This window comes from Halobacterium hubeiense (assembly GCF_001488575.1).
In the GTDB taxonomy this organism is placed as follows: domain Archaea; phylum Halobacteriota; class Halobacteria; order Halobacteriales; family Halobacteriaceae; genus Halobacterium; species Halobacterium hubeiense.
In genome coordinates this window covers 186,994-212,505 of the sequence record NZ_LN831303.1, presented here as the reverse complement: position 1 = coordinate 212,505, position 25,512 = coordinate 186,994, and the positions used below count along the sequence as shown (strand labels likewise).

The window sequence follows — 25,512 nt, the reverse complement described above, 5'->3', positions numbered from 1 at the left end:
GTCTCGTGGAGCTGAACCGGGAAGCGCTGCTGGTGGGCAATCACTCAGGGCGAGCGGTGGAGATTAGTCCGCACGTTGAGAGACCACCGGTACGTGCCCGTCGATCAACGCCGCGAAGAGTTTCCGCTGAACGGTCCGGATGTGCTGATAGAACGCCTGCGGCGAGATGTCCAGCGACTCCGCGACGGCTTCACCAGTCACCGACCGCGGCGACTCGAAGAACCCGCTGTAGTACGCCGTCTCCAGGACCTCCAGTTGCCTGTCAGTCAGGCTGTCCAGCACTGACGCGTAAAAGCCGTGTTCGGACGCCTGCTCGCGCGTCTGCTTCGACGTCAGCTCAACGTCCTCGAAGCGCTGGGTGACGAACTGCGTGACGTTTCTGGCCTCAGCGTTCCCAGGGACGTCGATGACGAACTCCGTTCCGGCCTGTGATGCCGTCGCGGTCTGCAGGACAGCACCGTGGTCGGCCAGTTCCGTCGCCAGGAACGGCTCCGCCAACCGGAGCCGCAACACGCCCCCAGTCTCACCACCACGAATCCGCTGGACGTCCTCAATCACGTGGAGGCCAGTTGCCACGTCGACGACCATGTCAAGCGGTGCGTCTTGGACCGTGACGAACACGTAGTTTCCACTAGCAGTCTGCTGGACGCCGCCTTCGTACGTGATCGTACAGTTGGCAGCCCGCGCCAGTTGCGCGAGCACGAACGACGGATCAGTAACCGTGTACTCGACGCGAGTCATCGATGTGGTGAGCAGCGCGCGCTTGCGCTCACTTGCACTAATTGCGGAGGCGATCGTCTCACCGAGCTCCGCGAGCACAGTCTGGATTGTTTCATCGAAGGCGTCCGGTGTCTCCGCGTACACCGTCAGAACGCCATACGAGAGGTCGTTGTACACCAGCGGAATACTCAGCACGGACAAAAGGTCGCGTGAAATCGCGTCCTTGCGCCATGAAGCCGCCCGGAGATCAGCCGCAACGTTCGAGACTAGCGTCACCTCACCAGTCGCCGCAGTCCGACCGGCCGGCTCAACGGCCTCAGCGGCGACCGGGAACGACTGCGTATCAAGATAGCCCTGATCAGCCCCGGCCCACGCTTGGGGGGTCACGACGTCATTCGTGCTATCGAGGGTGCCGATCCAGGCAAACTGAAAGCGTCCATCCGCAGTAAGTCGTTCACAGACCGTGTGGTCGATTTCCTCGCGGGTCTCCGACTGCACGAGCGCCTGGTCAATCTCGCGGATCGTCCCGTTGATCTGGTTGAGCGTGGTAAGTTGGTCGTTCTGTCGCTGAAGTTCCCGGTCCTGCTCGCGAAGCTGGGATTCCCGGTCGACGCGGTCCAACGCTGCTTCCGCCGTCGCCGCGAGCAAGTCCGCAAGTTCCCGCGTCACGTCGTCGAAGGCGCCGACGTCGGTTGATCCGGCGACGAACACGCCGTGGTTTCCGAGTGGAATGTACGCGATGCTCCGGAGGTCAGTCACGGGATTGGCGAGGAGGTCGGCGTCGTGGACGTCGTCGAAGAACCGGGCCTCATTCTCGACGAAGCTGTTACTGGTGAGATCGCGGCCGTCCGCGTGGACGTCCGCAAGGGGGCCGTGGGCGTTCCGCATCGCCTGTGAGTACGCGGTCGGCTGGAGGTGGTTGTCATCGGCATCGAAGAGGTAGACGGCGCTCGCGTCGAGGTTGAGAACGTCGGGGGCATCGTCGACGACGTGTTGGGAAATTTCGTGGTGCGTTTCGGCGTACAAGAAGTCCCGCGCGGTCTCCTGGAGGGTTGCGAGGGCTCGCTCGCGCTGCTTGCGCTTCGTGATGTCACGGCAGCTATACAGCAGCGTGCCGTCCTGAATCGAGACCTCGCGAACGTTCACCAGCAACGTGTGTTCGCGGCCGGCCTTGTCCGTGGCCGTCGTCTCAATGTTCTTCAGGACGCCGTCCTCGGCGAGGTCCTCGCGGTCGAACAAGTCCTCGCCGAGCAAGGCCTCGATCGTACCCAGCTCCCGGATCTCTTCGGCCGTGTACCCGAAGATGAAGTGGACGTTGGGGCAGACGTACGTGTACTCGCCGTCCTCGTCGGTCATGAGGACGGTGTCAGTCATGTTGTTGAGCGTGACGCGGTGGAGTTCCTCTGACTGGCGGAGTTCCCGCTCGAGGTCAACACGCTCGGTGATGTCGACACCGTCGACAATGATCGAGACGAGGTCGCCGCGTTCGTCGGTGACTGGTTGGACGGAGAGCTCCAGTACTCGCTCTCCAGAGACACCGCGCTGAGTGACCACAGCGTGCCCGAACTCGCCGCGGTTGGCTGTCTCGACGAGCCGACGGATGTCAGCGCTCGTCTGACCCTCGTCAGGCCACCAAGGCAGTGTCCAAAATGGGTCGCCAACGACGACGTCGGCGTCTACGTCGATCATGTCGCGTGCCGTCTGGTCGACGCGCTCGAGCGCCCCCTCGGGGTCAAGTACCCACGTCGCTGACCGAGGGTCGTGGAATGCGGCGTCGAACTGTCGCGCCCGCTCGCGCTGTGTCTCCGCCCGTTGGGCGTCCCGCAGTGCCTGCTCGGTTCGCCGCAGGGCGTCGGTGACAGTATCGTCCAGCGGGCCAGTGACCGCAATGTAGTCGGTAACACCGGCTTCGATCGCCGTGCTGGCGATCGACTCGCTCCCGTCGGCCGTCCCTAAGATGATGGGAAGCGTAGCGGTCGTTTCTCGAATGCTGCGAACGAGTTCGATCGCCGTCGCCTCGGGGAGGCGGTAGTCAGTTACGACGCAGTCGACTGCCGTCCGTTGCAGCGTTTCTCGGGTGGCGGCTGCCGTCGAGACGTAATGAACAGCCGCGTCGAACTGTTCGCGGAGGGCGTCAACGTACGAAGCTAGCCACGCTGTGTCGCCCACAGCGACGATCGTCGACGTGCCGAGAATACTCCGGGATTCTGGATTCATGTGTGCGAACTCGGCCCCGATTACGGAACGGGATTTCACGCGCGTGAGGCGGCGATACTATTACCTGTGACTATACACGCAAAACCCCCAGTGTTTACTATTCAACCGCCGGTGATGGTTCGTGTTTCGACATCAGCGACGAATTCGAATCGCTGAAAGTCCGATTTTCGTGGTGGTTATGGGCGAAGACAATCCCGCTGATTTCGCGGAGCGAGCGTGGATGGTTGACGAAGGAAACCGTACTTTTTCGGTGGTGACCGAACCGAAGACGCTGTCGGCGAGGAAGCAATGTGGACCGCCGAGTTGACATCCTCCCCGCGCTGAAGCGCGAGGCTTTCTCCTCGATTCTCCGTAATCGCGGCCGAATTCTCGCCGAGTTCATGCAGTCCGGTACCGACTCCGGAATAGGCCGTAACGATCGTCCCGCGACGAAGGCCCCGACTAGTGTAGAGACGGTCAACAGCCATCTTAACCAACAAAACTACGGAGTCGCGGGTCGTGTTGGTTAACACGAGAATACTCGATGTCTGACGAACCTCCAACCCCGCCAGCGAGCCTGCCGACGGAAATCGTCGACGCGCTCGACGAAGCCACGGCGGAACATCTTCGAGACGCTGCTCGCTACGCCGAGGCGCTGGCCGAGCACAGAGAGCGAGAGGGTCGTGTCGAGGCGGACGCTAACAGCGGCGAGGTGGCGGAGCGGCCAGACGACCGCCCGGACGACATCCCTGCCAAAGCGACAGTCACGATTAAGGAAATCAACGACAATCGCTACTACTACTGGCAGTGGCGGGAGGGAGAGAAGATTCGTTCTCAGTACAAGGGCCCGGTTAACCCGGACGAGTAACCCCCGGCGCAGGACACCCACCCCACGTTTCCGTCGTTTCCCCACGACGGAAGGGAGCCGACGAGGAGAGCTACAGCGACGCAGAATCGAGACCCGCTCGGGCTTGGGGAGAAGACAGGGCCGATTAGTTGGACGTAACGGCCGCCTTCGGACTAGAAGGGTGGTCGTCGCTCCGGTAGTCTTTCATCACGCGTTCCTCCGCCCGGTGGAGGATTTCACTACAGGTGGACTTCGAGATGTCGAGCGCGTCGGCCAAGGCGACGAGCGTGGTCCGTCGAGGGGTGTCGTAGTACCCGCGGTCGATGGCCTCGTCGACTAGCCACTCCTGTCGGTCGGTCAGTAGGGATTCCGACTCGACGCTCTGCTGAATCCGGTCGACATCGTACTCAATGCCGACATCGTCTAAGGTGTGACCGAGGTTCGACAGCGTCTCCGAGGGGATGGTGGCTTCCAGCGTCATCTCGCCGTCGATTATCTCGAACGGCATTTCGAGCGGAACGCCGGAGTCCTGGAGCGAGTTCAGCAGTAGCGGAACCGTCGTCTCGACTTGCATCTCGGTCATTCCGTCGGTGGATTCGAGAACGGTGACGTCGGTGACCGTCTCGTACGCTCGAATCTCCGCACAGACCGCTGCAGGGTCGTTTCCGCGGAGTTCGACTCTTGCGACGCCGCTGTCCTCGTTTGCGGTGGCCGCTAGCACGCGGAATCGCGTGTTCGGATGCGCTCGCGATACCTCGCTGATCCAGACCGCGTCGGGAATCGTGATGGTGAGTTTTGCGTATGGCATGGCGGAAACCGTGGGCAATCTAATTCACGCGTACGGGTGGCTTTGTCTGCCTAAATCGTACATTTTGGCCTAACCTAAAAGTCGTTCGTGTGAACATCTTCGACGGCTGTTGAAGTGTCCCATAGAGCGCTCGGCGGACGAACATCTCCGCCCACACGGCTTAGTTTAGGTTTAGCTAAAATCGAACGAGGATGTCCGGCCGCAACGCCGCTGACACAGACGGACAATCGGAGAACGGGGCCACTCCGCGAGGCCTGCAGCCGCGGGTCGTGCTCGCACTCGTCCTCGTCGCGGCGCTCGGAGGCGCGTGGCTCACTCACCGCGGCCAACCGCTCGCCACGAAGCTACTGCCGTGGGCGACCGCCGTCACTACCGGCGCCCTCGCGGGGGGCGTGTACTGGCGGCTGGTGCTGTTCGACGCGGACGCATTCGACCGGGCGGAGCACCGGCGAGCGGTACGAGCGCGGTGGCGGCGACTCGAAACCGCGCTCGTCTGGGCCGTCACCCTGTCCAGTGGGGCGTACCTCGTCGCGGGGACGACTGCTCCCGTCCCCGGGTTCGGCCGGCCGGTAGTCGTCGCGGGGACGGTCGCGGTGGTCGCCTGCTGGTACGGTCACCGCCGGTTTGGTGATGCGAGAACGAACCACCGGAAGAGAGCGCTGCGAGCCGGCGTCTTCACCGGGTCTGTCGCGGTCATCGCGGGATTCGCGTGGCTGGAAACTGCGACGACCACACTCGACTGGGTGGTCCGGCTCGGGCACGTGGCGGCGCTCGCGGTCTGGCTCGGGGGCGCCGTCTGGCATAACTTCGTCGTCCTTCCGACGATTCGAGCGCACCCGGATGCCGCTGCCGCGGTGAAGTCGCAGGCACACGCGTTCCGCCGTCACCTCCCCGTCGTCATCGTCGTCCTGTTTGCGACTGGCGTCTACCAGACCGGCCGCCTCGTCGGCTACTCGATGACGGCATTGACGGGGACGACGGTGGGCCACGTCGTCACCGGGAAACTCGTCGTCCTCGCTGCGCTGACCGGATTGGTCGCCATCAACGTCAAGAAGAACCCGTAGCCGCCGCGTTCGAGTGTATCGAACAGCCGATAACTGCGCCCTTCGGGCCCACGGAACGCACCACCATGAACGTGACCGTCGACGACCTCCGAGACGCGGCTAGCCGGCTCCGAGACCTGCTAGGCGCCTACGAGCAGTTCGTCGACGGCTGGCCCTACGACCACAGCCCCCTGCCGCATCGCGTCGAGGCGTACCGCTCCGGACGGGACGCGGGTCGGGTGGAGTCGCCGACCGACGTTGGCGCCGCGCTCGCGGCCGACGTCGTGGAACAGTACTACCGCGCCCGCGAGCTGGAGAGCGCGTACGTCCAGCAGACGAGAGCGCGCGGGCGGACGGATTGGACGCGAATCGTCGCGGAAACGGCGCCAGTCCGGCAGGCCGCCCAGCGGGTGCACGCGGCGGGCTATGGAATCGACCGCGAGACCGGCGACCCCGGCTACCTGCTGCCAGCGGAGCTGTGTCCGGCGCGTCGCGTGTCGATGAACGCCGGTTCCTCGCCGGTCGTCTACGAGGACCGGGTCGCCCAGTACCGGGCGGTCACCGACCGGTTCAGCATCTCGCCCGATGTCGTCTACCACCCCGGCTCGGGTCACGACGTCAGCCCGTCGGAGGCCTTCCCGGACAGTCGAGTCGTCTACACCGACGTCGACGCGGCCGCGATGGCGGAGCTACGGCGGGCCAGCTACGACGCCCACGGTGCCGACGCCGTCGGTTACGAGCTCGACGAGCGCGCCGACCTAATCGTGTTCCGGAACGCAGGCCTGTTCGAGGAGGCCGTCGTCGCGACGAACCTGCGACGCGGCGGGTGGGTCGTCGCCAACGACCACCTCGAATCGGCCCGCCACGTCTCGCGGTTGGATGGGGTCGACCTCGTCGCCGTAGTGCCTGCCGAGTGGGACGGAGCCTCGCCGCGGATAGACACGGTCGAATCCCGTGATTCCGAGGTCCCGTCTTCGAGGTCGGAACGTACCGACGCACGGGACGACAGCCGGCGTACGGCCCTTCCACCAGCTGACGAGGTGCCTGCGCCCCTCCGAGCGGGGTCTCCACTCGACCTCTACGTCTTCCGGTACGAGGCGTGACACACCGGGTGCATCGCGGATGACCGCGACGGAGCCACGAGCCGCCGCCCTCGCGTGGCGTCGTCCGGCTCGCGGTGCGATGGCAAAGCTTCGGGGGAAGGTGTTCGCGAACAGCGTCTCCCGGCGTGCGCGTCAGGCACGAATGCAATGTCCAAACACGCGTTCCTGTTGCTCTCACCGCCGGAGACGCCGGGGAAGATTGCGAATCCGCTCGAGTACGCTCGCCAGCTGGACGAAGCCGACCACGAGGTCGCGGTCTACTTCGACGGCGCGGCGACCTACTGGTTCGACGGCATCGACGACCATCCCGCGCCGGCGGTCGAGGCCTACGAGCAGGCCAAAGAGCGCGGCCTGATTGCGGGCGTCTGCGACCACTGCGCGACGTTCAAGGGCGTCGCGGACGCCGTCGAGGCCGCGGGCTTCGAGGTCGAGGGGACCGAGCACGCGCCCGACGTCGCCGCGCTCGTCGAAGACGGATACGAACTCCACACGGTGTGACCAGCAATCCCGACAGCCGGGAGGGGCCCCCTCCTTGAGATAATGCCGCCGGAAGGAAGTGCGGAACATCGCCGTCAACTACGACCCGCTGAATCGGTCCAGCCACGAGGGGTTCACGGTTCGGGGACTACGTCTGTGTTCGGACGTAGTACGGACCGTCCCAGTCGTTGACCCAGTCCGGGGCAGCAGCGTGAGCCTGCAACAGGTTCGCCTCGTAGGACTCGTCCTCGAACACGTCGCCATCGTCGTCCGTTGCATCCTCTCGGGGGACGGTGAACGTCACGGGCTCCCGGTCGCTGGCCGAGGTCAATTGCTTGCGGTCCCAGTCGTGTGCCTCGCCCGGCGAGTCCACCCACTCCTGCGGGTGGAACGTCACGCTAACCTTGTCGTCCGGAGTCGAATCCGACATCGTCACACCGAGGAGTCCGCTTCGCCGCCGTTCGTGGCGGTTGCGTCAGTTTTCCCGATGAGGACCCTGAACTCGCCGGGGTCTTTCGACAAGTACTCCCAGTAAAACTCTGGTCCCGCTTCCGCCTCGAACTGGTGGTAGAGCGGTTTCGGGTCGTGGTCGTTGACGAGCACGAATCCCTCACCGCGTTCGAGGTCGGCGTACGCGTCGTAGATGCGCTCGTGGCGTTCCGCAGGCGGCCGGTCTCGGACGTCCAGCTCGGTGGCGATCGCCGGCGCGTCGGCTTCAGACGACGACACCACTCCGTCGGCGTCAGTCGCCTCCGACGCGTCACCTCCTGCCGAATCTGCCGAGGTCGATTTGGTGATTTGGACGCGACAGCGGCCCGGTTCCGACTCGACGACCTCCCACGTGAACGCGTCGCCGTACTGCTTGCGGAACTCCTGATGGAGCGGCTGCGGTTCGTGCGGCGCGATGAGTTCCATCGTCCCGCCTTCGGGGAGCATCCCGTACCGGTGATGAATCGTCGGGTGGCGTTCCGGCTGGGGAATCTCGCGAACGTCGTAGCGCGTCACGACGTCGTCGTCCTCGTTGCCCTCCGATTCGCCGGTCCGGACCACTTCGACGCGCCACCCATCCTCGCCGCGGCTCAGGTACTCCCAGCCGACCACGTTGCCGTGCATCGACTTGAGCTCGTGGTACAGCGGTTTCGGGTCGTGGTCGTTCACCAGCACGAACCCTTCGTCGGTCTCGAGGTCGCGGAAAATCTCTAAGAGGGCTTCGTGTCGACGCTGGGGTTTCAGGTCGCGGACGTCAATCGCGGGATAGGCACTGTCGAGGTGGCCGTTGACAGTCAACTGTAGTTCCCGGGGGGTCGCATCCGGATGCGCGTACTCCCAGTCGATAGCGCGGTCACGGTCGAGTTGGTAGCGGACCAATTGGGGGTCGACGTCTCTGTCGCTGAGAATTTCGAGTGTGTCACCGGCAGCAGCGTCCTCGATAGCTTGGAATAGCCGAGTTCGAGACCCATCTATCGGCTCCCCGCGTAAATCAACCGTGTCAGTCATCAACTCGAACGTGGGTGTTCTGGGGTAAAACGGCTCGGCCGAAGGGATTTGCCGAGTTACTGAAAAGGTGTTCCGAGAGACCTTTTATCAGCCGTGTTTTGAGAACAGACTGAGCATCCCCGGGTCTGGTTGAATGCGACCGAGTGAACGGTGGACGCGGCCAGCACTCACTGGTAGAAGGTATCAAAACCGCTAATCCCAGTTCTAGCTATTAGTACGTCTGGGGTGGTTGTTCGAGAATTTCGAAGATTTCGCGAGCGCGATACTCCTTGTTGCGGCCGTGCCGGGGCACCTCCTCGAGGACGCCTTCGTCGACGAGCTCGTTGATTGCCCGCGAAGCCGTGGATTGTTCGACGTCGAATAACCGTTGGACGGTCTTGCTCGTGACGTAGGGCTGCTCGAAAAGCGTCACTGCGAGCTGGTTCTTGGTGTACGACTTCCCCCCGTACGCTTGCTCGTATTCGCGGCGAAGGTCCGCGAGCGCGAGCGTCCGTTCTACCGATTCGTGCGCCTGGCGTGCGATTCCTTCGACGAAGAACGAGAGCCAGGCCTCCCACTCACCGTGGAACCGGACGCCCTCCATACGCTCGACATACGCGGTCTTGTTGCGGTTGAAGTACTCGCTGAGGTAGAGGTTGGGCCGTTCGAGGAAGTCGGCGTCGTACAACTGGAGGGTGATGAGGAGCCGGCCGAGTCGACCATTGCCGTCGCCGTACGGGTGAATCGTTTCGAACTGGTAGTGGAACAACGCGATGTCCACGAGCGGGTGGTAGCTGCCACCAGTCCGATAGTAGGTGAACAGCCCGTCCATCAGGTCATCGACCGCGCCCGGAACAGGTGGGAGGAAGTCCCCGAGGTAGTTCGGTTTCATCTTGTACGCGCCGATCGTGTCCGTGTCGACGCGGTCGCCGGGAACGCCAGTGAGGAGGGTTTCGTGGAGGTCGTGGAGCAACTCGACGGTCAACTCCTCGCCGTCATCGACGGCCCCGATGCCCTCCTGGACTGCGGTCTCGTAGTTGAGGACCTCGCGGGTGTCTTTGGTTTCGCCAGCTGCAATAGATTCGCTCGGTTCGTCCCGGCCTTCGTCGAACGTGCGCGTTTCGAGGCTGTACAGCGCGTCGTAGTCGACGTCGGCGCCCTCGATTTCGGCGGACTCCATGGCCTCCTTGCGGAGTAAGGAAGTGTAGAGGACTGGCGGGAAGTCGAGTTCGAGGCTGACGCCGCTGAGTTTGCCTAGCCAGAAGGTCGCGTCGGCGAGCGTCTCGTAGAAGTCGTCGTCGAGCGCGAGGTCCCGGGACGGCGGGAGTGGGTCTGGTTTGTAGTACGACTCGCGGCCGTATGAAATGAGGTCCCCGGGAGCATCGGTATCCAACTCAGTCGACCGCATGTATATATGACCGCTAGAACCCGAGTACTATGAATCTATGGCTATTCTATGAATGGTATTGCCAGATCCGGCTTGTAGAATACATATAGAAGATTCACGTGCATACCACCAGGCTGAATTGACCGACTGAACAGGAGGATTGCGCCTCAAAGACAGCGAGTTCGTGGTCGTACTGGGTTTCCGAGATGAGAACGTCCGACTCCGCAGTGACGCTCCTGGAAGTGCCGGTGCGGACGAAACCGGGCATCTATATCACACGTGAATCCTCGTCGATGGAGAGGGGTGTGAATCGGTCGCAGAAACACATCGATAGAGGTGTGTGGCGGGGTCGGAACACTTCGATAGAGGCGTGTCTTCGCGAACGGTCGTATTGACAGACTACTCACAACGATTCGGCGGGAACCACTCGATTACGCCGGTCGAGCCGGCAAACCTGAACCGGCGTGCAGTCTCGTTTTCGCCGGTTAGGCAAGCTCTACTCGGAAGTCACACTTCGATAGAGGTGTGTGAGGTCGAAAGACAGCGAGAAGTCGACTCGTCGAGGTTCGACCCTGTACTGACCCCGCTGCAGCCGTGTTACGTTCGAACAATCCAATACACATCGATAGAGGGGTGTATGCAGAAATTGCGTTCCACCCCTCAGTGGAAGCCGCGAACAGTCGGATGCAGAATACGAAGTGCTGAGACGAAACCGATGCTCCCCGGGTCCGCTAGGCTTCGTGGCGGACCTGTGCTTTCACGACCGACTGGACTTCCTCCGTCGAGACCATCTCGATGCGGGAGTCCTCGCGCAGCGTCTCCAGAATCGTCTCCGGGCGCTCCCCGAACTGGAACTCAAGGAACATCCCCGAACTCGGGCCGTGGCTGCGGCGCTCGAAGTCCACCAGCGAGTACGTGGTCAGCTCCTTCATCTTGTTCACGTACGTCTCCTGATGGTACTGGTCGGCGTCGATGGACTCCGTGAGATACTGATACACCTGATAGCCGGTCGTACTCCGAGCGGTGCCGCCGTCCGTCTGTGCGGCGACGGACGCCGTCGCGTACAAACAGAGCTTCTTCTGGGTGCTGATGCCCCGGACCACCTCGAGGACGCGGTTCTTCTCGACTTTGTCCTGGGCCATCCGAACGTGTTTCTCGCGGACCTCCGCGTCGCCCTCGCGTTCCGCGAGCTCACCGGCAACCCGCATTAGGTCGATCGCTTTTCGCGCGTCCCCGTGTGTCTGCGCGGCGAACGCCGCCGCCAGCGGAATTACCTCCTCTTTGACGACGCCGTCGTGGAACGCGTCCTGCCGCCGGCGGAGAATCGACTGAAGCTGGTTGGCGTCGTAGTCGTCGAAGTGGACGTCCTCGGGCGTGAACGAACTCAGCGCGCGACTGCCAACGGACTCCATCATCTTCGTGTCGTTGGAGATGGCGACCACGGAGATGTAGGCGGTGAGGTCGTCGCTGGCGCCGGCCCGCGAGAGCTGGTAGAGCAGCCGCGAGAACGCGGGGTCCTGTTTGTCGCGGCGGCCGACGAGCATGTCCAGTTCGTCGAGAACGAAGACGACGGAGTCGAAGTTCTCGTTGACGATGCGGTAGAGTTCGTCCCACTTCTCCTTGGTCGCGACGCCGTGTTTCGGCACTTCGACCTCGACGCCGGCCTCGTCGGCGGCCTGTTGGGCGAGTTCGTAGACGGCGACGCCGAGCGTGTCCAGATCCTGGCAGTTGACTTCGACGGTGCCGAACTGGATGTCCCGGGAGTCGCAGATGCGGCTGATGTTCTTGCAGACGGCTTTCGTGATGAGGGATTTGCCCGTGCCGGAGGGGCCGTAGAGGAAGAGGTTCGGCGGGCGGTTGTCGCCGAGTGCGACGCGAAGCATCTTCGTGACTTCCTGGAGCTGTTCGTCGCGGCCGACGATGCGGTCTTCCTCGACGACGTAGTTCGGGTCTAGCAGCGAGCGGTCGCGGATGAGGCCTTCCTGTTCGTCGAACTCCAGCAGCATGTCCTCGATAGACTGCGAGGGAGCGCCGCTCTCCGCGTCGGTTTCGGTGGCGGTGTCGGATGCGCCTTCGGAAGCAGGAGACCCCGTGGAGAGATCCGTCTGTGTAGATTCGTCTCCGGGCTCCGGGTCGGGAGGGGAGCCGTCGGAGTCGTCGATACCCATGTACGGGCCCATACAGAGCAGGAGTAAAAATGTTCCCCACCCCTATCGAAGTGTGATTCGGGTAGTAAGGTGTTTATTCACGGGTATAGTGTGAGTATCGTTCGTTACGACGAGTATTTCCGGACGCGCCTAACGAAGTGTTTCGGGAAGGACCGTTGACAGGCGCATCGAGAAGTCGTTGGAGAGACACACCCCTCTATCGATGTGTTCGAGCATTCCGGCGTGGGGACGATTCGAGGCGACTCAACCGAATTGAAACCAGAGCTAAGACAGTTCGTGGACACCAATTTCCCGGGATTTTGTAGCGAGAAGAGCTGGAACAGAAAGCCTAAGATTGCGGCAAGTGGTTGATCTTCTCTTCTTCTCTTCTAGCTTTCTAGAACAAACACACACACACACCTCTATCGAAGTGTTCGAAGTATTCAGCAACTGCTGTCATCTGTCCTCTTCTACTACACACAATCGTCAATCAACTCGCGTCGGTGATTCCGTTATCCGTCGTCCTTTGGACCGGCTGAACTGCCCCAACCACTTCTCGTACTGGCTAATTGCTCGTTTCCGCTCGGATTCTCGCTCGCACCACCCTGAACTGAACACATCGATAGAGGGGTGTCTGTCTATCCTCAGTCTGTTTCCTGGAGCCAGACCACTCCCCACATCCTCTCATTATTGCTCGCCCTTTCTCTGCTTGGACTCCTTCGAGGAACACATCGATAGAGGGGTCTCCATCCATCTCTCGACGAATCATACTGACCCACCAAGTCTTAACCAACAACGTCGGCGATATCGTGATTCTGTTGGTTAACACGAGCTCGCAGCAAGGAGTGAATCTGTGGCCTCGTTCCTCCGTTGGTTAAGCAGCCGTGACTTGCTCTCACAACTCGGCTTCTAACGCCTAACTGAAGTTGGGCATCGACACCGACGTCATCATCTCCACACGCTCGTCGAAGAGCAAGCGTAGCCAGAGACACCCCTCAAAGCAGCAAACGGGTCCGTGGCACTACCAACACCTCTTCGACTGGACGGTGATGTTGGACCGCCGGTAATCCGGCAAGCTCTACAAATCGGCAGCGGATATCCCTCATTCAGGAAACGCCTCGTGGCTCTGAATCAGTAGGTCTCGACAGGTAGCCCGTCCACGTCCGCAAAATCCTCGTCGTTGCTGACGACTGGCTCATCAACGGAGAGCGCCGTCGCCGCAACCATTGAGTCCGCACCGTCGAGATTTGTAAGTGAATCCGAGCGAGCGTGCCTTCCTCGAAGTGTCCCCGCTTTCCGAGCGAGTTTGGCGTCCATTTCGACAACGGGGAACGACTGAAGCAGTTTCTCGTACCCGTCTTTGAGTGTGTGCCGTTTCGGCTCAGGAGCTTTCGAGACGCCGTAGTACAGTTCCCACGTGACCATCGCTGGAACACGCGTCGGGGCACTGGTCGCGTCCAGCTCGCCTGCTTTCTGCTTGGCTGCCGGCTTTTGCTCGATGAGATTCCCGAGAAATTCCGTATCCAGAATCACGGGAGTTCCTCATCGAGTTCCTTGCGGTTTGCTTCGTCGTCGGTCTCGAAGTCGGCTTCGAGGGCTTCGGTGTCCCACGCGTCGCTCGCGCCCTCGACATCTTCTGCGAAGTCGAGCAGCCCGTATCCGTCAATCATCCGTTCGAGCGCGTCACTGAATGTCTCCCCCTCGCGTTTCTCATCCTCGACGCGGGCATAGAGCCGTTCACTCACCCGAACTTGCTTCGTCCCCATGGTACGCTGTTGACGCCGTTGACAGATGAAACTGACGGCGCCCGTTCCCTAGTCCGGCACGCCCGTTCTGGACACAGCTGTTGCTGCTGGCATGTGAATCGGTAGTGATCGATCTGAACGTGGGCGCTGTCCAGAAATAGAGTTTCTGGACAACTAGCCGCCCAAACGTATCCGTATGCTCGCACTCAACGACAACGTCGCGACGCTGGCCGTCGACGACCTGCTTGGGAACGATGGATAAAATACGCATTTCACCCCAGCGCCACTTTATGCATATCCTAATACACGGGTAGGTATGGGCGACTACTCGTCGGTGACCGTTGTTGCCGTATTCGGTGTTGTACTCGCGCTCGGCGTGGGAGCCGTTTTTGCGACTGGTGCCGTTAGCGGCGTTGACGGTTTCTTCGGTGAGGATAGTGAACCTCCGGAGTTACTGTCATTTGACACGGCGGCTGTGCAGTGCATCGATGACCCCATCTCGAATAGCTCGACATCAATCATGGTCGGTGACGCAAATACCGAGATTACGTACGCTCGGAACGTCTCGCTCCCTGGTCCTGCCTATGGGGTGGGGAACGCATCGTTCGAACGCGTCAACGAATCCACGTACACACTTGCAGTCCCGGTTGAGGAGCAGGCCAACAGTACTCGTGACTGTCCCGGAGTCGTTCGGTATACTGCGACAGTGCAAATCCCCGCCGGTGAGGACCCGTGGAACATCATCATCAAGCACAACAACAGAACTGAAACCACAATTTACGGGAATTCGTCTTCCACCTTGTTTGGTGGGTCTGCCAGTGCTGGGGGAAGCGCTTCAGCTGACCCACCCCGGAATCAGACAACAGCCAGTACGTAGAATTGCGACGTGACTACTAGTAGACTCCCAGAGAACGATATCCACCGTATCACCGGGGCTTATTGGCGAAATACTGGATGTATCGTGTACCGCCGATTAACTTCTGGCGCGCTTTCTCTTCATCGACGTTTCTGGCGGAACAGCCGCTTAGTAGGTGTGCAAAGGCATCAAGAGCACTCTCGGTATCTGACTTTTCTCTTATCTAGTCGCACAGTTTTATAGGGTCATCTCAACAGAGAGATAGTGATGGAACGACTCGAGGCGCAGTCCGTTCCGGAGACGACGCGCCAAGCGACTGCCGCAGACCTTCGGGCAGAACTCGGGTCGCATGATCTGCCACGTCATCTCGCGCTCTTCTACCGGTCGAACGAAGCCCAGTTAGCTGCCACCACAGCCTTCCTCGTTGAGGGCCTGCAGTCTGGCCACCGTTGTGTCTACCTCCTTGATGTCAATACTGCTGGCGACATCAAATCGGCACTCCGGCGAGCCAATATCGACGTCAAGCAACGTATCGACGCTGGCGACCTCGTCATCCGAGACGCTGAAGAGGTTTACCTCGAATCTGGCTTCGACCCTAGCGAGATGATTACGACGCTCGAGACCGAGGCCAACGCTAGTGTTGCGGACGGCTACGACGGGTTGTGGCTCGCCGGCGAGAACTCGTGGTGCTTCCACACCGACCAGTCGTTCGACCACATCGTTGACTTCGAAGCGGACTTCGATGCCGCCTGCCCGGACCTCCCGGTCACCGCACTCTGCCAGTACGACCTCGACCGCTTCAACGGGACGTCGGCAGCGAAAGCCCTCCGCACCCACGAACAGATCATCTACCGCAATCAACTCTGCAAGAACCCCTTCTACATCCCACCCGAGGACTATCGTTCGACCGATAGCTCGGAGTTGAATGCGCAACTGATGCTGGAGCAAGCGTATTCGCTGACGAACGCCCGCCGCGACATCGACAAACGCGAACAGCGGCTAGGTATCGTCAACCGCGTGCTCCGGCACAACATCCGCAACGACCTGAACCTCGTGAAGGGAACGCTCGAGCTGGTCGACGAAACGGAGTCGTTATCCGCCGAAAGCCACCAACGACTGGCGATTGCCATTGAGCATGCTGAGTCGGTCATCGAGATGGCGGAAAAAGCCCGCTACGTTCAACAAACGACCGGCGATACAACGGTCGAACCACAGCAGCTTGCCCCACTTCTCAAGACGGCTATCGAAGAGGCGACAGCCGACTATGATAGTGCCGACATCCAGTTTTCCGGGGCTGACGGCGTGACGGTGCTAGCTGATGAGAATCTCGACGTGGCGTTACGTGAAGCCATCGAGAATGGGATTATCCACCAGGAAACGGATTCTCCGACGGTTATCGTCTCTGTTTCGACGCCGAACGAGGACACGGTCGAGATCGAGATTCGGAATGAAGGCTCGATTCCGGACTTGGAACAGTCCACGTTGGAGAAGGGAGCGGAGACCCCGTTAGCGCATTCGAGTGGGCTTGGCCTCTGGCTCATCAAATGGATCGTCGAGAACGCGCACGGATCGATCGACTTCCCAGACTCGAACGCAGATGAGGCGCGCCTACAAATCGAATTATACCGTGTTCCGTCTTAGGGTAAGTTGGGACGGACAGTCTGGACGCACGTTAGGACGAAGACCGACTTTCGCTCCTTCAAAACCGTAGATTCTGATGCTGTCCACTCAGTCGGTTGCTGTACTTACGGCAGCCGTTGGGACTGGCTGGCACGTAGTTCACCAGCAACTGATGATAGGTCGTGCGTGTCAGCTAGTGTTCGGAGGACCGGAACCCGTTCGCCGAGTTCGGCTGGCGTGTGACTGTCCGACCCGAACACAAACTGGATACCGTATTCGGTGAACAGATCAAGCATCCCCGGGTCTGGATGGACGCGGCCGAGTGAGCGGTGGACGCGGCCGGCATTCACTTCGGGAATCGTCTCGGAATCGGTGAGCGCTCGCACGACACGCTCGTAATCCCCGCGCGTGGTGTGTCGTCGTAACGCGGGAATTCGTTCGGGAAGGTCGAGATGCCCCACGACATCGAACAGCTCAGATTCGATGAGCGCAACGACTGCATCATAGTAGCGTTCGGCTGCGGCCCGGCATTGTTGTGCGTCCGCGGCCGCGTACTGCGTCGCGCTGGTGTAGTTGTACTGGCCAGCAAAGTGGACGCTCCCAATCGTGTACGCGAAGTCCGCAGTCTCCAAAAAGGCCGCAATCTCCGATTCGGTTCCTTCGACGTAGCTCACCTCGGCCGCGTCGTATAGTCGAATGTCGGTCGCGTCGCGGGCGGCGTCGATGTCCTCACGGCGCTGCTGATAGGTCTCCACGAGATCGTACTTCGCACGGCGGCCGAATTCGTCGTCAGTGACGATGCAGTGATCGGTCAGGCCCAAGGCACTCAGACCTGCGTCTTCAGCCGCCGTAATCATCTCCTCGAGGGGCGACCCGTCCGAGTAAGTGGTGTGCGTGTGGACGTCAGTCTGCATCAGGTCTCCGCCCCGTCACTGACGTCGAAGAGCCGCTGGCCCTTCAGTTTCGGCACTACGTCGCGGCTATCGAAGTCCAGCGCGTACTCGTAGAGGTCCGTGCGCTTGACCTGTGGCTTGTCCTCGTACTTCGGTCCCTTGCCGAACTTGACGACCTCCTGGTAGACATCGCGTTGCTCCGGCGTCAGCGGCTTCCCATGCAGGTGGCGGGCGATATACAGTGCGCCGACGAGGTCTTCCGGGGACGGCTTTCCCTTCGACCCCGCCGCGACGAAGTACGTCTCGCGGTCGTCATCTGCTAGATGGTCGGCAACTGCTTTCCCGTTGGTTAGTCCGCCGACGTAGACATCAACGTCGTCACCGCCGGCCAGACGAAGGTCCGTAACCGCGTTCCCGCCGTTCGTCGACGTCATCGCCGTCGGTCGCCCATCGACGTCGATGTCCTGCACGAAACTCGGCGAGTTGAAGAAGTCGTAGCCTTCCTCGCCCTCGTAGTTCGGGCCGGAGCTGCCGCCGATTTTCGCGTCCGGGTGCTCGGACTTGAACGCCGGTTCGTTCCCGCGCTGCTCGGTGATGTAGATGTACTCGGTCCCGTTCGCGAACAGTTCCGGCACCGTCGTCGAAAACTGTGCAACGTCGACGACGACGTAGTTCCCCGGTTCGGGGTTGTCGGGAATCCTCGCGCGCCCCGGAATCATCGTCTCCAACAGCGTCGACTCCAGCGTGTCGCCCGTGACCAGACTCATATAACGCCCTCACTCCGGCACCCCAAAAAGACCGCTAAGAGCCCTATACAGTCGACTTCTTACATATGTAGTCCGCAATAGTCCACCCGGTAGTCACACAGACCGTGGCCGAAATAATCGACAAGCGAACACGAGAGTCGCCACGTCGGGACGGTGCTCGTTCACGTCCTCGAAAGAATGGTCACCCCAGCAGTGCGAGTGCGGCGACGACGGCGAGCGAGCCGGCGAAAAACCCCACGTCGACGGGGCGGATCTGCATGTCCGCAAGTCGAAGTTCGGTGCTCGCCTCGTCGTGCAACGAGTGCGAGAATCCGCGGGCTTCCATCGCCTCAACGGTGACGCGACTGCGCTTGGCGACGTTGAAAATCATCGGGTAGAACGCACGCATCGACAACTTCAGCAGGTAGGCGTAGTGCCGCCAGCGGAACCAGCCGGGTGACTCGGGGGCGGAACTCCGTAACCGAAACGAGTTCACGAGGTCGTGGTACTCCTCGAACAGCACTGGCAGCATCCGGTAGCCGTACGTGATGAGGAACGTGAACTGGCGTGGAATCCCGAGACTCCGCAACCCTTGGGCGAGCGTCTTCGGCCCCATGCTTGAGAACACGGCGAGACTCGACACGGAGATGATTGTCAGCTTCAGCGTGAACGGGACCAGCGCTCGGACTGCCGCAACAGGGTCACCCGTGAAGACGGTGACGGCGGCGTAGGACGCCAGCGTCGACGCTACAGTGAACGCCATTAGGCCGACGAGGAAGAGACTGACCCGCGACAGCACCGCCAGCACCGACACGAACGCCAGGAGGCCGAGGAGGACCGTGGTGTCGTAGAACAGCCACGGCACGAACAGGAAGACGACGTACCACAGCAACAGCACTCGAGGGTCAAGGCGGTGAAGGAACGAACCCTCATTCTCGTAGGCCGTGCGCAGTAGGTCGGCTTTGATTGCCTCAACGGACGTCGCATCGCGGAGTGCGTCGAGCGCCGCCATCACTGCTCCCCCACAGTTGACTCCGTCGACGACCCGGTCGTGTCGAATCGGTCCGCGAACGCCTTGACGGTCAGTGGCGCCGGGTGAAGACCGAGTTCTCGCCCAAGCCGGACTACCTGCGGCGGGCGGAGGTTCGCCCGTTCGAGCACATCGAGGTCGGCAAACACCTCCGCTGGCGGGCCATCAGCGATAACGGCGCCGTCGTCGAGCACAACAACGCGAGTCGCCCACGACGCCGCGAGTTCAAGGCCGTGCGTCGCAATTACGACCGTTTCCACGCGTTCCCCGGCCCGGTCGATCGTGCGGCCGACCTCCTCGCGGCTGGCAAGGTCGAGGCTCCCTGTCGGCTCGTCGAGCAGGACAATCGACGGGTCGGTCGCCAGCCCGATTGCCAGCGACGCCCGTCGCTGTTGGCCGACGCTGAGCAGCCTGCCATCCCGGTCCTGGAGCGGTTCCAGGTCGAGGAATTCGATGACGTCGTCGACGCGCTGCTCGACGTTTGAGTACTCCCTGTCGTCGAGGTAGTGGGCAACGTCGGCCCGGACGCTGTCGTCGATGAACATCTCCTCGGGGTTCTGCTTGACGTAGACGACCTCCTCGGCCAGCTGCTCGGGGAGTACGCCCGTCGTATCCGTGCCGTCAACGGTCACCGTCCCGTTGTCAGGGGTCTCGAGACCGGTCACCAGTTGCATCAACGTGGACTTGCCGGCGCCGTTGCTACCGACTAGCACCACTCGCTCGTCGGCGTACACGTCCAAGGAGAGGCCATCAAGAACGTCTTTCGTCCCGCTTCGGAGCGTGTCGTAGGAGTGTGAGACATCGTCGAAGGAGACGACTGGCTCCCCAGAGGAGGCCGGCTCCGCCGCGCCGTCAGTTCGAACCCCGTCAAAGTCGTAATCGGTGAATCGGTCGACGCCATCCACGAGCGTCACCGGGAGTTGGCTTTCGTCGTCGAAGATGTGATCGGCGATGCGAGTGACCTGTGGCGGATGGACGTTCTGGGCGCGCAACGCGTCGAGCTGGTTGAGCGCCGATTCGACGGGCAACTTCCAGCTGACGACGCCGTCCTCGACGAGCACTACGCTGTCACAGTAGTCGGCGACGAACTCCGTCTGGTGCTCTATCGTCACGATGGTCTTCCCGTAATCCTCGTTGAGCGCGGCGAGTTGGTCGTAGGTCTCGCGGGCGTTGACGGGGTCCAGTTGGGCCGCCGGTTCGTCGACGACGAGGATATCGGGGTCCAGTGACAGTGCCGCCGCCAGTGCGACGAGGTGTTTCTGTCCGCCGGACAGCTCCCAGACGAACCGGTCCTCCAGTCCGTCCAGGTCGAGCAGGTCGAGGGTGCGGTGGACGCGTTCGCGGTAGTCCTCGTGGCCGTAGTTCATCGGCGCGAACGCGACTTCCTCGAAGACGGTCGGGCTGACGAGTTGGTTGTCGAACTCCTGGAACACGTAGCCGACGTGCTGGGAGAGCTCCGCGACGGAACTCGCTGCGACGTCGTGCCCGGCGACGGTCACGGTTCCCTGCATGTCGCCCTCGTAGAAGTGCGGGATGATGCCGTTGAACGACTTGCACAGTGTCGTCTTGCCGGAGCCGTTCCCGCCGATAACGGCGACGAACTCACCGGGTTCGATGGTCAGGTCCGCGCCGGCCAGCACAGCGTCGTCGGTGCCGGGGTACTGGAACTGCAGTCCGTCGACGTCGATGCGGGAGGTGTGGGAGGCAGACATCGGCTCACGCCGTCTTGGTCGCTCGGTACCAGATTGCGGCGGCGACGACCGCGGACGCCACAATTGGGACCACGATGTAGCTCTGGCCGTACACGCCGAGGAACTCCGGCTCCCAGACAACGTTGACGGCGCCGCCGACTTCGCTGGCCGCCTCAGCGGCGAACGCAATCGGGAACGCGACCAGCACCGCTGCGAGCGCCTTCAGCGAGAAGCCGCGCAGCATCGATGCGCCGCGCTCGCCCTCAAACGGCTCCATGCCGAGCAGCGGCTCGACTTTGCCGTGGAGCTTGGGGTAGAGGTACAGCGCGGGAATCACGCCGAAGATGACGCCCGTGATGAGCATCTGGGTGAGGAAGTCGACGCCTTCGAGCACGATGATGCTCTCCGGGAGGCCGGGTACGGCTTCCAGTTCTTCGACGCCGATGTAGACTTTCCCGATGTCGATGAACGTGGCGGCGAACTCTTCGAGCGCTTCAGCGAGGAAGACAACGATGGCGAGTTGCGTGGTGTTTTCCGGGTCTTGGAGGAGTTTCGCGGCGAAGTAGTAACAGACGGGGATGAGCAGGAGTCCCTCCATGGCGCCAAGCCCATCGAACTCGCCAAGCAGGATTTCACCGAATACGATTTCACCGACAGGAACTGCGAGTGCCGCCCAGTAAGTCCGGAAGAGCAACACCAGCACGATTGGGATGAAGATGAACCCGCCCACGCCCAGTTCGAGCGGCCCGACGGTGAACTCGGGCATGATCTCCGTAAACGCGTTCTGTAATCCAGTGAGGGACATGACGAGGATGAACACCATCATGTCCTGTTTCCCGAACGAGAATCGACTCTCTGTGTCAGCCGACAGTGTACTCATGTTACACCCGAACGCAGACCAAACCCATATTTGAAATATTATAATAGATATATTTGACGCTCTGAGGAGCCCATGCCAGCATATACGCCTATATACTAGTCACCCAGATTATCATACCAGTAGTTGAAAACACGGAATTTTTTATTCAGTAATTTCCGGGTAAGTAGGCGTGGAACGGCATGTGGTGCCGTCCACGGCAAATACAGAAATCGTATTTGCAACAACTGATACTATGGAACGAAACACCAGCATTGGTTCCAAGCACTCACCACATTCGTTCACCCGGGGATGTTCACTCAGTAACCTGTCCGCAGTGGACGCATATCGTCTCAGGGGCTTCGGTAAGCTAACCCACCCCTAAAGGGGTGGGCTTTCAGCGTGGACTCCCGCTCTGGCCGAATCTTCGGCAGGAGGGTCATACGCTCCGTTCGCGTTCAGCGTCCCGCTGTTCAAGCGCACGCCTACGGGTGCGCCTCCACCGGAGCCAGTTTGGTTCCGGCGGAGATACCGCAAGCCGATGTTCTTGGCGGCGTTGTAGTCGGCGTGGTTCTCGTAGCTGCACTTCAGGCACTCGAAGTCCTCTCTGTCGCGGTTGTCCGGGTGTGTGAACCCACATGTCGAACATCGCCGTGACGTGTTCTCCGGGTCAACCTGTGCTACGTTGATACCGTACTCTGCGGCTTTGTATTCGACGTACTCGTACAGGCGGTTGAACGCCCATTTGTGCCCCCACGATGCGCCGGTTCGCTCACGAATATCGGTCAAGTTCTCGAACGCAATCACCGAACAGCCGTGGGTGCGGGCTTCAGCCACCAAATCGTTCGAGATACGGTGGAGCGTGATCGTGAACCGACCTTCCTCTTTGCGTCCGACCGATTGGATGTTCTCGTGCGCCCACCGTGTCCCGCACTGTTGGAGCGACCCACGACGGGTCTCGTATTCGCGCCGCCAGTGGTCGAACTCGTCACCAGTCCAGAACGAGCCAGTTGAGGTAACTGCAAGATTCGTCACGCCGAGGTCGACCCCAAGAACCGTTCCGTTCTCGGTAGCTTGTTCCGGCGTATCAGACTCCACATCCGTCTTGCAGTGGATGTGGAGCATCCAGTTGCCGTTACTGTAGTGCAGTTCTGCCCCTGTGGTTTCGTACTCGTCGGAAAAGAAATACTCGGCGTGGGGCGTGTCTCGCTCCTCGTCTGGAAGGACGTAATCGGCTTCGATGCGACCGTCAACTGTTGCTAGCGACACGTACTCGTCGTGGAAGGTGGCGGTGCGGTGGTCGTAGACGAGGTGAGGGCTAGTGAAGTGAGGCATCGATCCCTTCTTGCCCTGTTTCCACTTCTCGACCACGCTCTTGCAGGCTTCGGCGGCCTTGTTGCGGGCGGCTTGGACGTGGTTGCTGTGTAACGCTGTCTCGTCGCGCACGTCCTCGTAGGTGTCGTCATGGAGCGTGGTCTTGCTCGTGGTGACGTATTCACCGTCGAACGCGTGGCGTGTCACGTAGTTGGCGGCCCACAGAAATTCGTCGACGGTGTCTTCGAGGAGTGCGGCGCTGTGGCTGTCCACGTTGAGTGCAATGGGGACAGTACGCCGCTTCTCCATACATCATATGTAATCTTGGTGATTAAAAAGTATTGGGGAGTCGGCCCTGCCGTAGTCGGTGGTTGGATACACGGAGCGTACGCGCTTCCTCCCACCCCTAAAGGGGTGGGTTTCCGCGCTGTACCACTACGAGTGATTAGCCACGGAACAGCATCGTCCCGCTGGCCACACTGACTCGGGAGAGCGTATTCCCAGCGACGCGGAGACACGACGATTCTTCATCGACCCCCGGGGGTTCAGGGAGTATTGAGGGTCGACGGAAACACCGAAGTATATCTGGGCTGTAGCACCGCTGAATGCCCCTAATCGGGCATGGTTACAGCAGAACGCTAGTGCGGTTGAAGCTACCCGCTCCCGCACCATAGTGGTTTGTTGGAGGTTACAGCAGAACGCTAGTGCGGTTGAAGCCCGCGACGGGTCGGACAACCCAGTGAACTGGGTGGTTACAGCAGAACGCTAGTGCGGTTGAAGCGGCCAACGCTTGAACGTCGCAGAGACGTGTGAGAAGTTACAGCAGAACGCTAGTGCGGTTGAAGCCAGCCGCACTCCGAGGAAGCGGTCGTCGAGTGCGTGTGTTACAGCAGAACGCTAGTGCGGTTGAAGCACGCCGGGAATGTCGGAGACGACGCGGCAGATGCGGGTTACAGCAGAACGCTAGTGCGGTTGAAGCAGGATACGACGAAGGAGATTCGGAAGTCGCTGGACACGTTACAGCAGAACGCTAGTGCGGTTGAAGCCGCTCAACGCGGTTCCGGTTGATGTACCGTGCGTAGTTACAGCAGAACGCTAGTGCGGTTGAAGCACGAACAACAGCGAGGCCGTCGACGAGTTCATGGAGTTACAGCAGAACGCTAGTGCGGTTGAAGCGCGAGGCGCGCGAAGAACTCGAAGAGCGGTGGGGATTGTTACAGCAGAACGCTAGTGCGGTTGAAGCTCGTCGCCGTCGTCGTCGCGGGCGACGAACTCGAGTTACAGCAGAACGCTAGTGCGGTTGAAGCGACATCCTCGACGAGGACCTCGCCGAATCCACGCGTTACAGCAGAACGCTAGTGCGGTTGAAGCGACGTGATTCGGCGGCATCAGGATGGCTTCGCCGGCCGTTACAGCAGAACGCTAGTGCGGTTGAAGCACGGCAGTCCAGTAGTGGCTAGCCGTTTCGCTGGCGTTACAGCAGAACGCTAGTGCGGTTGAAGCAACGCTGGCGGTATCCGACGCGGACGCCTCCGCAGTTACAGCAGAACGCTAGTGCGGTTGAAGCCTATCCGAGGCTGGCGTTCGTGAGGGAGTCGTTGTGGTTACAGCAGAACGCTAGTGCGGTTGAAGCAGCGCGCGGGCGGTGACGCGGTGACGAAGACCGTCTCGTTACAGCAGAACGCTAGTGCGGTTGAAGCACGGAACCGAACGACTCCGGGCAACCGTCGCTTGAACTGTTACAGCAGAACGCTAGTGCGGTTGAAGCCCGTGTGACTGAGCGCGTAGGAGACGACGCCCGGTTACAGCAGAACGCTAGTGCGGTTGAAGCCGCGACCTACTACAAGCCGAATGGGTCGCGGCGAAGTTACAGCAGAACGCTAGTGCGGTTGAAGCGGTTCGGCCGGGGCGACGTCGACGTCACCGTGCCCACGTTACAGCAGAACGCTAGTGCGGTTGAAGCAACGGCTGGTCGGGTGTTGTGGACACTGACGAGGGTAGTTACAGCAGAACGCTAGTGCGGTTGAAGCGGGAATCACGCCGTCCTCGATGTCGACCGCGAGGTTACAGCAGAACGCTAGTGCGGTTGAAGCGGCCCGGGGACGCTCCGGGCGGCTCGCGAGGCGTGGGAGGGAGACTCGTTACAGCAGAACGCTAGTGCGGTTGAAGCAGGACCTGCCCGCTGGACACGCGCAGCGGCCCCTGTTACAGCAGAACGCTAGTGCGGTTGAAGCAGGAGATGCGTGGGACGCGTGTTGAGTTCCGTGGGCGTTACAGCAGAACGCTAGTGCGGTTGAAGCGACTCCTCGAATATCCACTCGGCGCTCTACCAGAGGTTACAGCAGAACGCTAGTGCGGTTGAAGCAACCCAACGCTCTCAGAGTATTGGAGTTCCCAAATCAGTTACAGCAGAACGCTAGTGCGGTTGAAGCGCGTCGCCGAGCTGGCTCATGCGCTGCTCGACGTCGTTACAGCAGAACGCTAGTGCGGTTGAAGCGGTCGAACGTGAATGGTATCGGTGAAACGGACTGTAGTTACAGCAGAACGCTAGTGCGGT

The 25,512-nt window shown here is 61.0% G+C and carries 20 protein-coding genes and 1 CRISPR repeat array (1 of these 21 only partly in view); of the genes, 6 read left to right on the top strand and 14 right to left on the bottom strand.

Annotated elements, in window-relative coordinates:
* Positions 1 to 63 precede the first annotated feature (63 nt).
* Entirely contained in the window at positions 64 to 2,937 is a 2,874-nt protein-coding gene (locus HHUB_RS14100) for a bacterio-opsin activator domain-containing protein (RefSeq protein ID WP_059058620.1), read from the bottom strand.
* Between the two features lie 523 nt (positions 2,938 to 3,460).
* Between HHUB_RS14100 and HHUB_RS14095 the strand changes: the two genes are divergently transcribed.
* Positions 3,461 to 3,784 (top strand): hypothetical protein, encoded by a 324-nt coding sequence (locus HHUB_RS14095; RefSeq protein WP_059058618.1) that lies wholly within the window; start codon positions 3,461 to 3,463, stop codon positions 3,782 to 3,784.
* 124 nt (positions 3,785 to 3,908) lie between these two features.
* Here HHUB_RS14095 and HHUB_RS14090 read toward each other — a convergent pair whose 3' ends face one another.
* Positions 3,909 to 4,571: a helix-turn-helix domain-containing protein gene (locus HHUB_RS14090; RefSeq protein ID WP_059058617.1), complete on the bottom strand. Its 663-nt coding sequence runs from the start codon at positions 4,569 to 4,571 to the stop codon at positions 3,909 to 3,911.
* A 269-nt stretch (positions 4,572 to 4,840) separates the two neighbouring features.
* Here HHUB_RS14090 and HHUB_RS16760 point away from each other — a divergent pair, with 269 nt between their 5' ends.
* The 3 genes from HHUB_RS16760 to HHUB_RS14075 all read left to right on the top strand — a co-directional run bounded on the left by HHUB_RS16760 (position 4,841) and on the right by HHUB_RS14075 (position 7,215).
* Positions 4,841 to 5,635, top strand: a complete 795-nt coding sequence (locus HHUB_RS16760) for a hypothetical protein (protein ID WP_238324080.1) — start codon at positions 4,841 to 4,843, stop codon at positions 5,633 to 5,635.
* Between the two features lie 65 nt (positions 5,636 to 5,700).
* Positions 5,701 to 6,717 (top strand): hypothetical protein, encoded by a 1,017-nt coding sequence (locus HHUB_RS14080; protein WP_059058613.1) that lies wholly within the window; start codon positions 5,701 to 5,703, stop codon positions 6,715 to 6,717.
* Positions 6,718 to 6,864: 147 nt separating this feature from the next.
* On the top strand, positions 6,865 to 7,215 hold the full coding sequence (locus HHUB_RS14075) for a DsrE family protein (RefSeq protein ID WP_059058612.1): 351 nt from the start codon (positions 6,865 to 6,867) through the stop codon (positions 7,213 to 7,215).
* A gap of 127 nt (positions 7,216 to 7,342) precedes the next feature.
* Here the strand turns inward: HHUB_RS14075 and HHUB_RS14070 are convergent, their stop codons facing one another.
* The 6 genes from HHUB_RS14070 to HHUB_RS14045 all read right to left on the bottom strand — a co-directional run bounded on the left by HHUB_RS14070 (position 7,343) and on the right by HHUB_RS14045 (position 13,970).
* Positions 7,343 to 7,624, bottom strand: a complete 282-nt coding sequence (locus HHUB_RS14070) for a hypothetical protein (RefSeq protein WP_059058610.1) — start codon at positions 7,622 to 7,624, stop codon at positions 7,343 to 7,345.
* A 2-nt stretch (positions 7,625 to 7,626) separates the two neighbouring features.
* The gene (locus tag HHUB_RS14065; RefSeq protein ID WP_059058608.1) at positions 7,627 to 8,691 is read right to left on the bottom strand and encodes a DUF2249 domain-containing protein; all 1,065 of its coding nucleotides are present in this window, start codon (positions 8,689 to 8,691) and stop codon (positions 7,627 to 7,629) included.
* A 211-nt stretch (positions 8,692 to 8,902) separates the two neighbouring features.
* Positions 8,903 to 10,078, bottom strand: coding sequence for a Fic family protein (locus tag HHUB_RS14060; RefSeq protein ID WP_082687276.1), 1,176 nt, complete (start codon positions 10,076 to 10,078; stop codon positions 8,903 to 8,905).
* Between the two features lie 710 nt (positions 10,079 to 10,788).
* On the bottom strand, positions 10,789 to 12,225 hold the full coding sequence (locus HHUB_RS14055) for an orc1/cdc6 family replication initiation protein (protein ID WP_179204606.1): 1,437 nt from the start codon (positions 12,223 to 12,225) through the stop codon (positions 10,789 to 10,791).
* Between the two features lie 1,110 nt (positions 12,226 to 13,335).
* Positions 13,336 to 13,737 carry a PIN domain-containing protein gene (locus tag HHUB_RS14050; protein ID WP_059058606.1) on the bottom strand — a complete coding sequence of 134 codons (402 nt, stop codon included), beginning with the start codon at positions 13,735 to 13,737 and terminating at the stop codon, positions 13,336 to 13,338.
* Entirely contained in the window at positions 13,734 to 13,970 is a 237-nt protein-coding gene (locus tag HHUB_RS14045) for an antitoxin VapB family protein (protein ID WP_059058604.1), read from the bottom strand. The genes HHUB_RS14050 and HHUB_RS14045 overlap by 4 nt, the downstream gene beginning before the upstream one ends.
* A gap of 295 nt (positions 13,971 to 14,265) precedes the next feature.
* Here HHUB_RS14045 and HHUB_RS16165 point away from each other — a divergent pair, with 295 nt between their 5' ends.
* Complete coding sequence (locus HHUB_RS16165) at positions 14,266 to 14,826, top strand: hypothetical protein (RefSeq protein WP_082687275.1); 561 nt, start codon at positions 14,266 to 14,268, stop codon at positions 14,824 to 14,826.
* A gap of 246 nt (positions 14,827 to 15,072) precedes the next feature.
* The gene (locus tag HHUB_RS14040; protein WP_059058603.1) at positions 15,073 to 16,446 is read left to right on the top strand and encodes an MEDS domain-containing protein; all 1,374 of its coding nucleotides are present in this window, start codon (positions 15,073 to 15,075) and stop codon (positions 16,444 to 16,446) included.
* Between the two features lie 104 nt (positions 16,447 to 16,550).
* On the opposite strand, the gene HHUB_RS14035 is transcribed toward HHUB_RS14040, so the two are convergent.
* The 6 genes from HHUB_RS14035 to HHUB_RS14010 form a co-directional block, all read right to left on the bottom strand.
* On the bottom strand, positions 16,551 to 17,339 hold the full coding sequence (locus HHUB_RS14035; protein ID WP_059058602.1) for a PHP domain-containing protein: 789 nt from the start codon (positions 17,337 to 17,339) through the stop codon (positions 16,551 to 16,553).
* Positions 17,339 to 18,085: a 2-phosphosulfolactate phosphatase gene (locus HHUB_RS14030; RefSeq protein ID WP_059058600.1), complete on the bottom strand. Its 747-nt coding sequence runs from the start codon at positions 18,083 to 18,085 to the stop codon at positions 17,339 to 17,341. Before HHUB_RS14030 ends, HHUB_RS14035 begins: the two co-directional genes overlap by 1 nt.
* Before the next feature lie 181 nt (positions 18,086 to 18,266).
* Positions 18,267 to 19,076, bottom strand: coding sequence for an energy-coupling factor transporter transmembrane component T family protein (locus tag HHUB_RS14025; RefSeq protein ID WP_059058598.1), 810 nt, complete (start codon positions 19,074 to 19,076; stop codon positions 18,267 to 18,269).
* Complete coding sequence (locus HHUB_RS14020) at positions 19,076 to 20,806, bottom strand: ABC transporter ATP-binding protein (protein WP_059058597.1); 1,731 nt, start codon at positions 20,804 to 20,806, stop codon at positions 19,076 to 19,078. The genes HHUB_RS14025 and HHUB_RS14020 overlap by 1 nt, the downstream gene beginning before the upstream one ends.
* Before the next feature lie 4 nt (positions 20,807 to 20,810).
* A complete protein-coding gene (locus HHUB_RS14015) occupies positions 20,811 to 21,665 on the bottom strand; it encodes a hypothetical protein (RefSeq protein ID WP_059058595.1) in 855 nt (284 codons plus the stop codon).
* Positions 21,666 to 22,022: 357 nt separating this feature from the next.
* A complete protein-coding gene (locus HHUB_RS14010; RefSeq protein ID WP_059058593.1) occupies positions 22,023 to 23,264 on the bottom strand; it encodes an RNA-guided endonuclease InsQ/TnpB family protein in 1,242 nt (413 codons plus the stop codon).
* Between the two features lie 315 nt (positions 23,265 to 23,579).
* A CRISPR array of direct repeats spans positions 23,580 to 25,512; the repeat unit is 30 nt; unit sequence GTTACAGCAGAACGCTAGTGCGGTTGAAGC; it runs 1,838 nt beyond the window's last position.

Excerpts from the sequence above, each read along its gene's own strand:
- HHUB_RS14100 (WP_059058620.1), bottom strand. The coding sequence starts at position 2,937 with ATGAATCCAGAATCCCGGAGTATTCTCGGCACGTCGACGATCGTCGCT.
- HHUB_RS14095 (WP_059058618.1), top strand. The coding sequence starts at position 3,461 with ATGTCTGACGAACCTCCAACCCCGCCAGCGAGCCTGCCGACGGAAATC.
- HHUB_RS14090 (WP_059058617.1), bottom strand. The coding sequence starts at position 4,571 with ATGCCATACGCAAAACTCACCATCACGATTCCCGACGCGGTCTGGATC.
- HHUB_RS14080 (WP_059058613.1), top strand. The coding sequence starts at position 5,701 with ATGAACGTGACCGTCGACGACCTCCGAGACGCGGCTAGCCGGCTCCGA.
- HHUB_RS14075 (WP_059058612.1), top strand. The coding sequence starts at position 6,865 with ATGTCCAAACACGCGTTCCTGTTGCTCTCACCGCCGGAGACGCCGGGG.
- HHUB_RS14070 (WP_059058610.1), bottom strand. The coding sequence starts at position 7,624 with ATGTCGGATTCGACTCCGGACGACAAGGTTAGCGTGACGTTCCACCCG.
- HHUB_RS14065 (WP_059058608.1), bottom strand. The coding sequence starts at position 8,691 with ATGACTGACACGGTTGATTTACGCGGGGAGCCGATAGATGGGTCTCGA.
- HHUB_RS14060 (WP_082687276.1), bottom strand. The coding sequence starts at position 10,078 with ATGCGGTCGACTGAGTTGGATACCGATGCTCCCGGGGACCTCATTTCA.
- HHUB_RS14055 (WP_179204606.1), bottom strand. The coding sequence starts at position 12,225 with ATGGGTATCGACGACTCCGACGGCTCCCCTCCCGACCCGGAGCCCGGA.
- HHUB_RS14045 (WP_059058604.1), bottom strand. The coding sequence starts at position 13,970 with ATGGGGACGAAGCAAGTTCGGGTGAGTGAACGGCTCTATGCCCGCGTC.
- HHUB_RS16165 (WP_082687275.1), top strand. The coding sequence starts at position 14,266 with ATGGGCGACTACTCGTCGGTGACCGTTGTTGCCGTATTCGGTGTTGTA.
- HHUB_RS14040 (WP_059058603.1), top strand. The coding sequence starts at position 15,073 with ATGGAACGACTCGAGGCGCAGTCCGTTCCGGAGACGACGCGCCAAGCG.
- HHUB_RS14035 (WP_059058602.1), bottom strand. The coding sequence starts at position 17,339 with ATGCAGACTGACGTCCACACGCACACCACTTACTCGGACGGGTCGCCC.
- HHUB_RS14030 (WP_059058600.1), bottom strand. The coding sequence starts at position 18,085 with ATGAGTCTGGTCACGGGCGACACGCTGGAGTCGACGCTGTTGGAGACG.
- HHUB_RS14025 (WP_059058598.1), bottom strand. The coding sequence starts at position 19,076 with ATGGCGGCGCTCGACGCACTCCGCGATGCGACGTCCGTTGAGGCAATC.
- HHUB_RS14020 (WP_059058597.1), bottom strand. The coding sequence starts at position 20,806 with ATGTCTGCCTCCCACACCTCCCGCATCGACGTCGACGGACTGCAGTTC.
- HHUB_RS14015 (WP_059058595.1), bottom strand. The coding sequence starts at position 21,665 with ATGAGTACACTGTCGGCTGACACAGAGAGTCGATTCTCGTTCGGGAAA.
- HHUB_RS14010 (WP_059058593.1), bottom strand. The coding sequence starts at position 23,264 with ATGGAGAAGCGGCGTACTGTCCCCATTGCACTCAACGTGGACAGCCAC.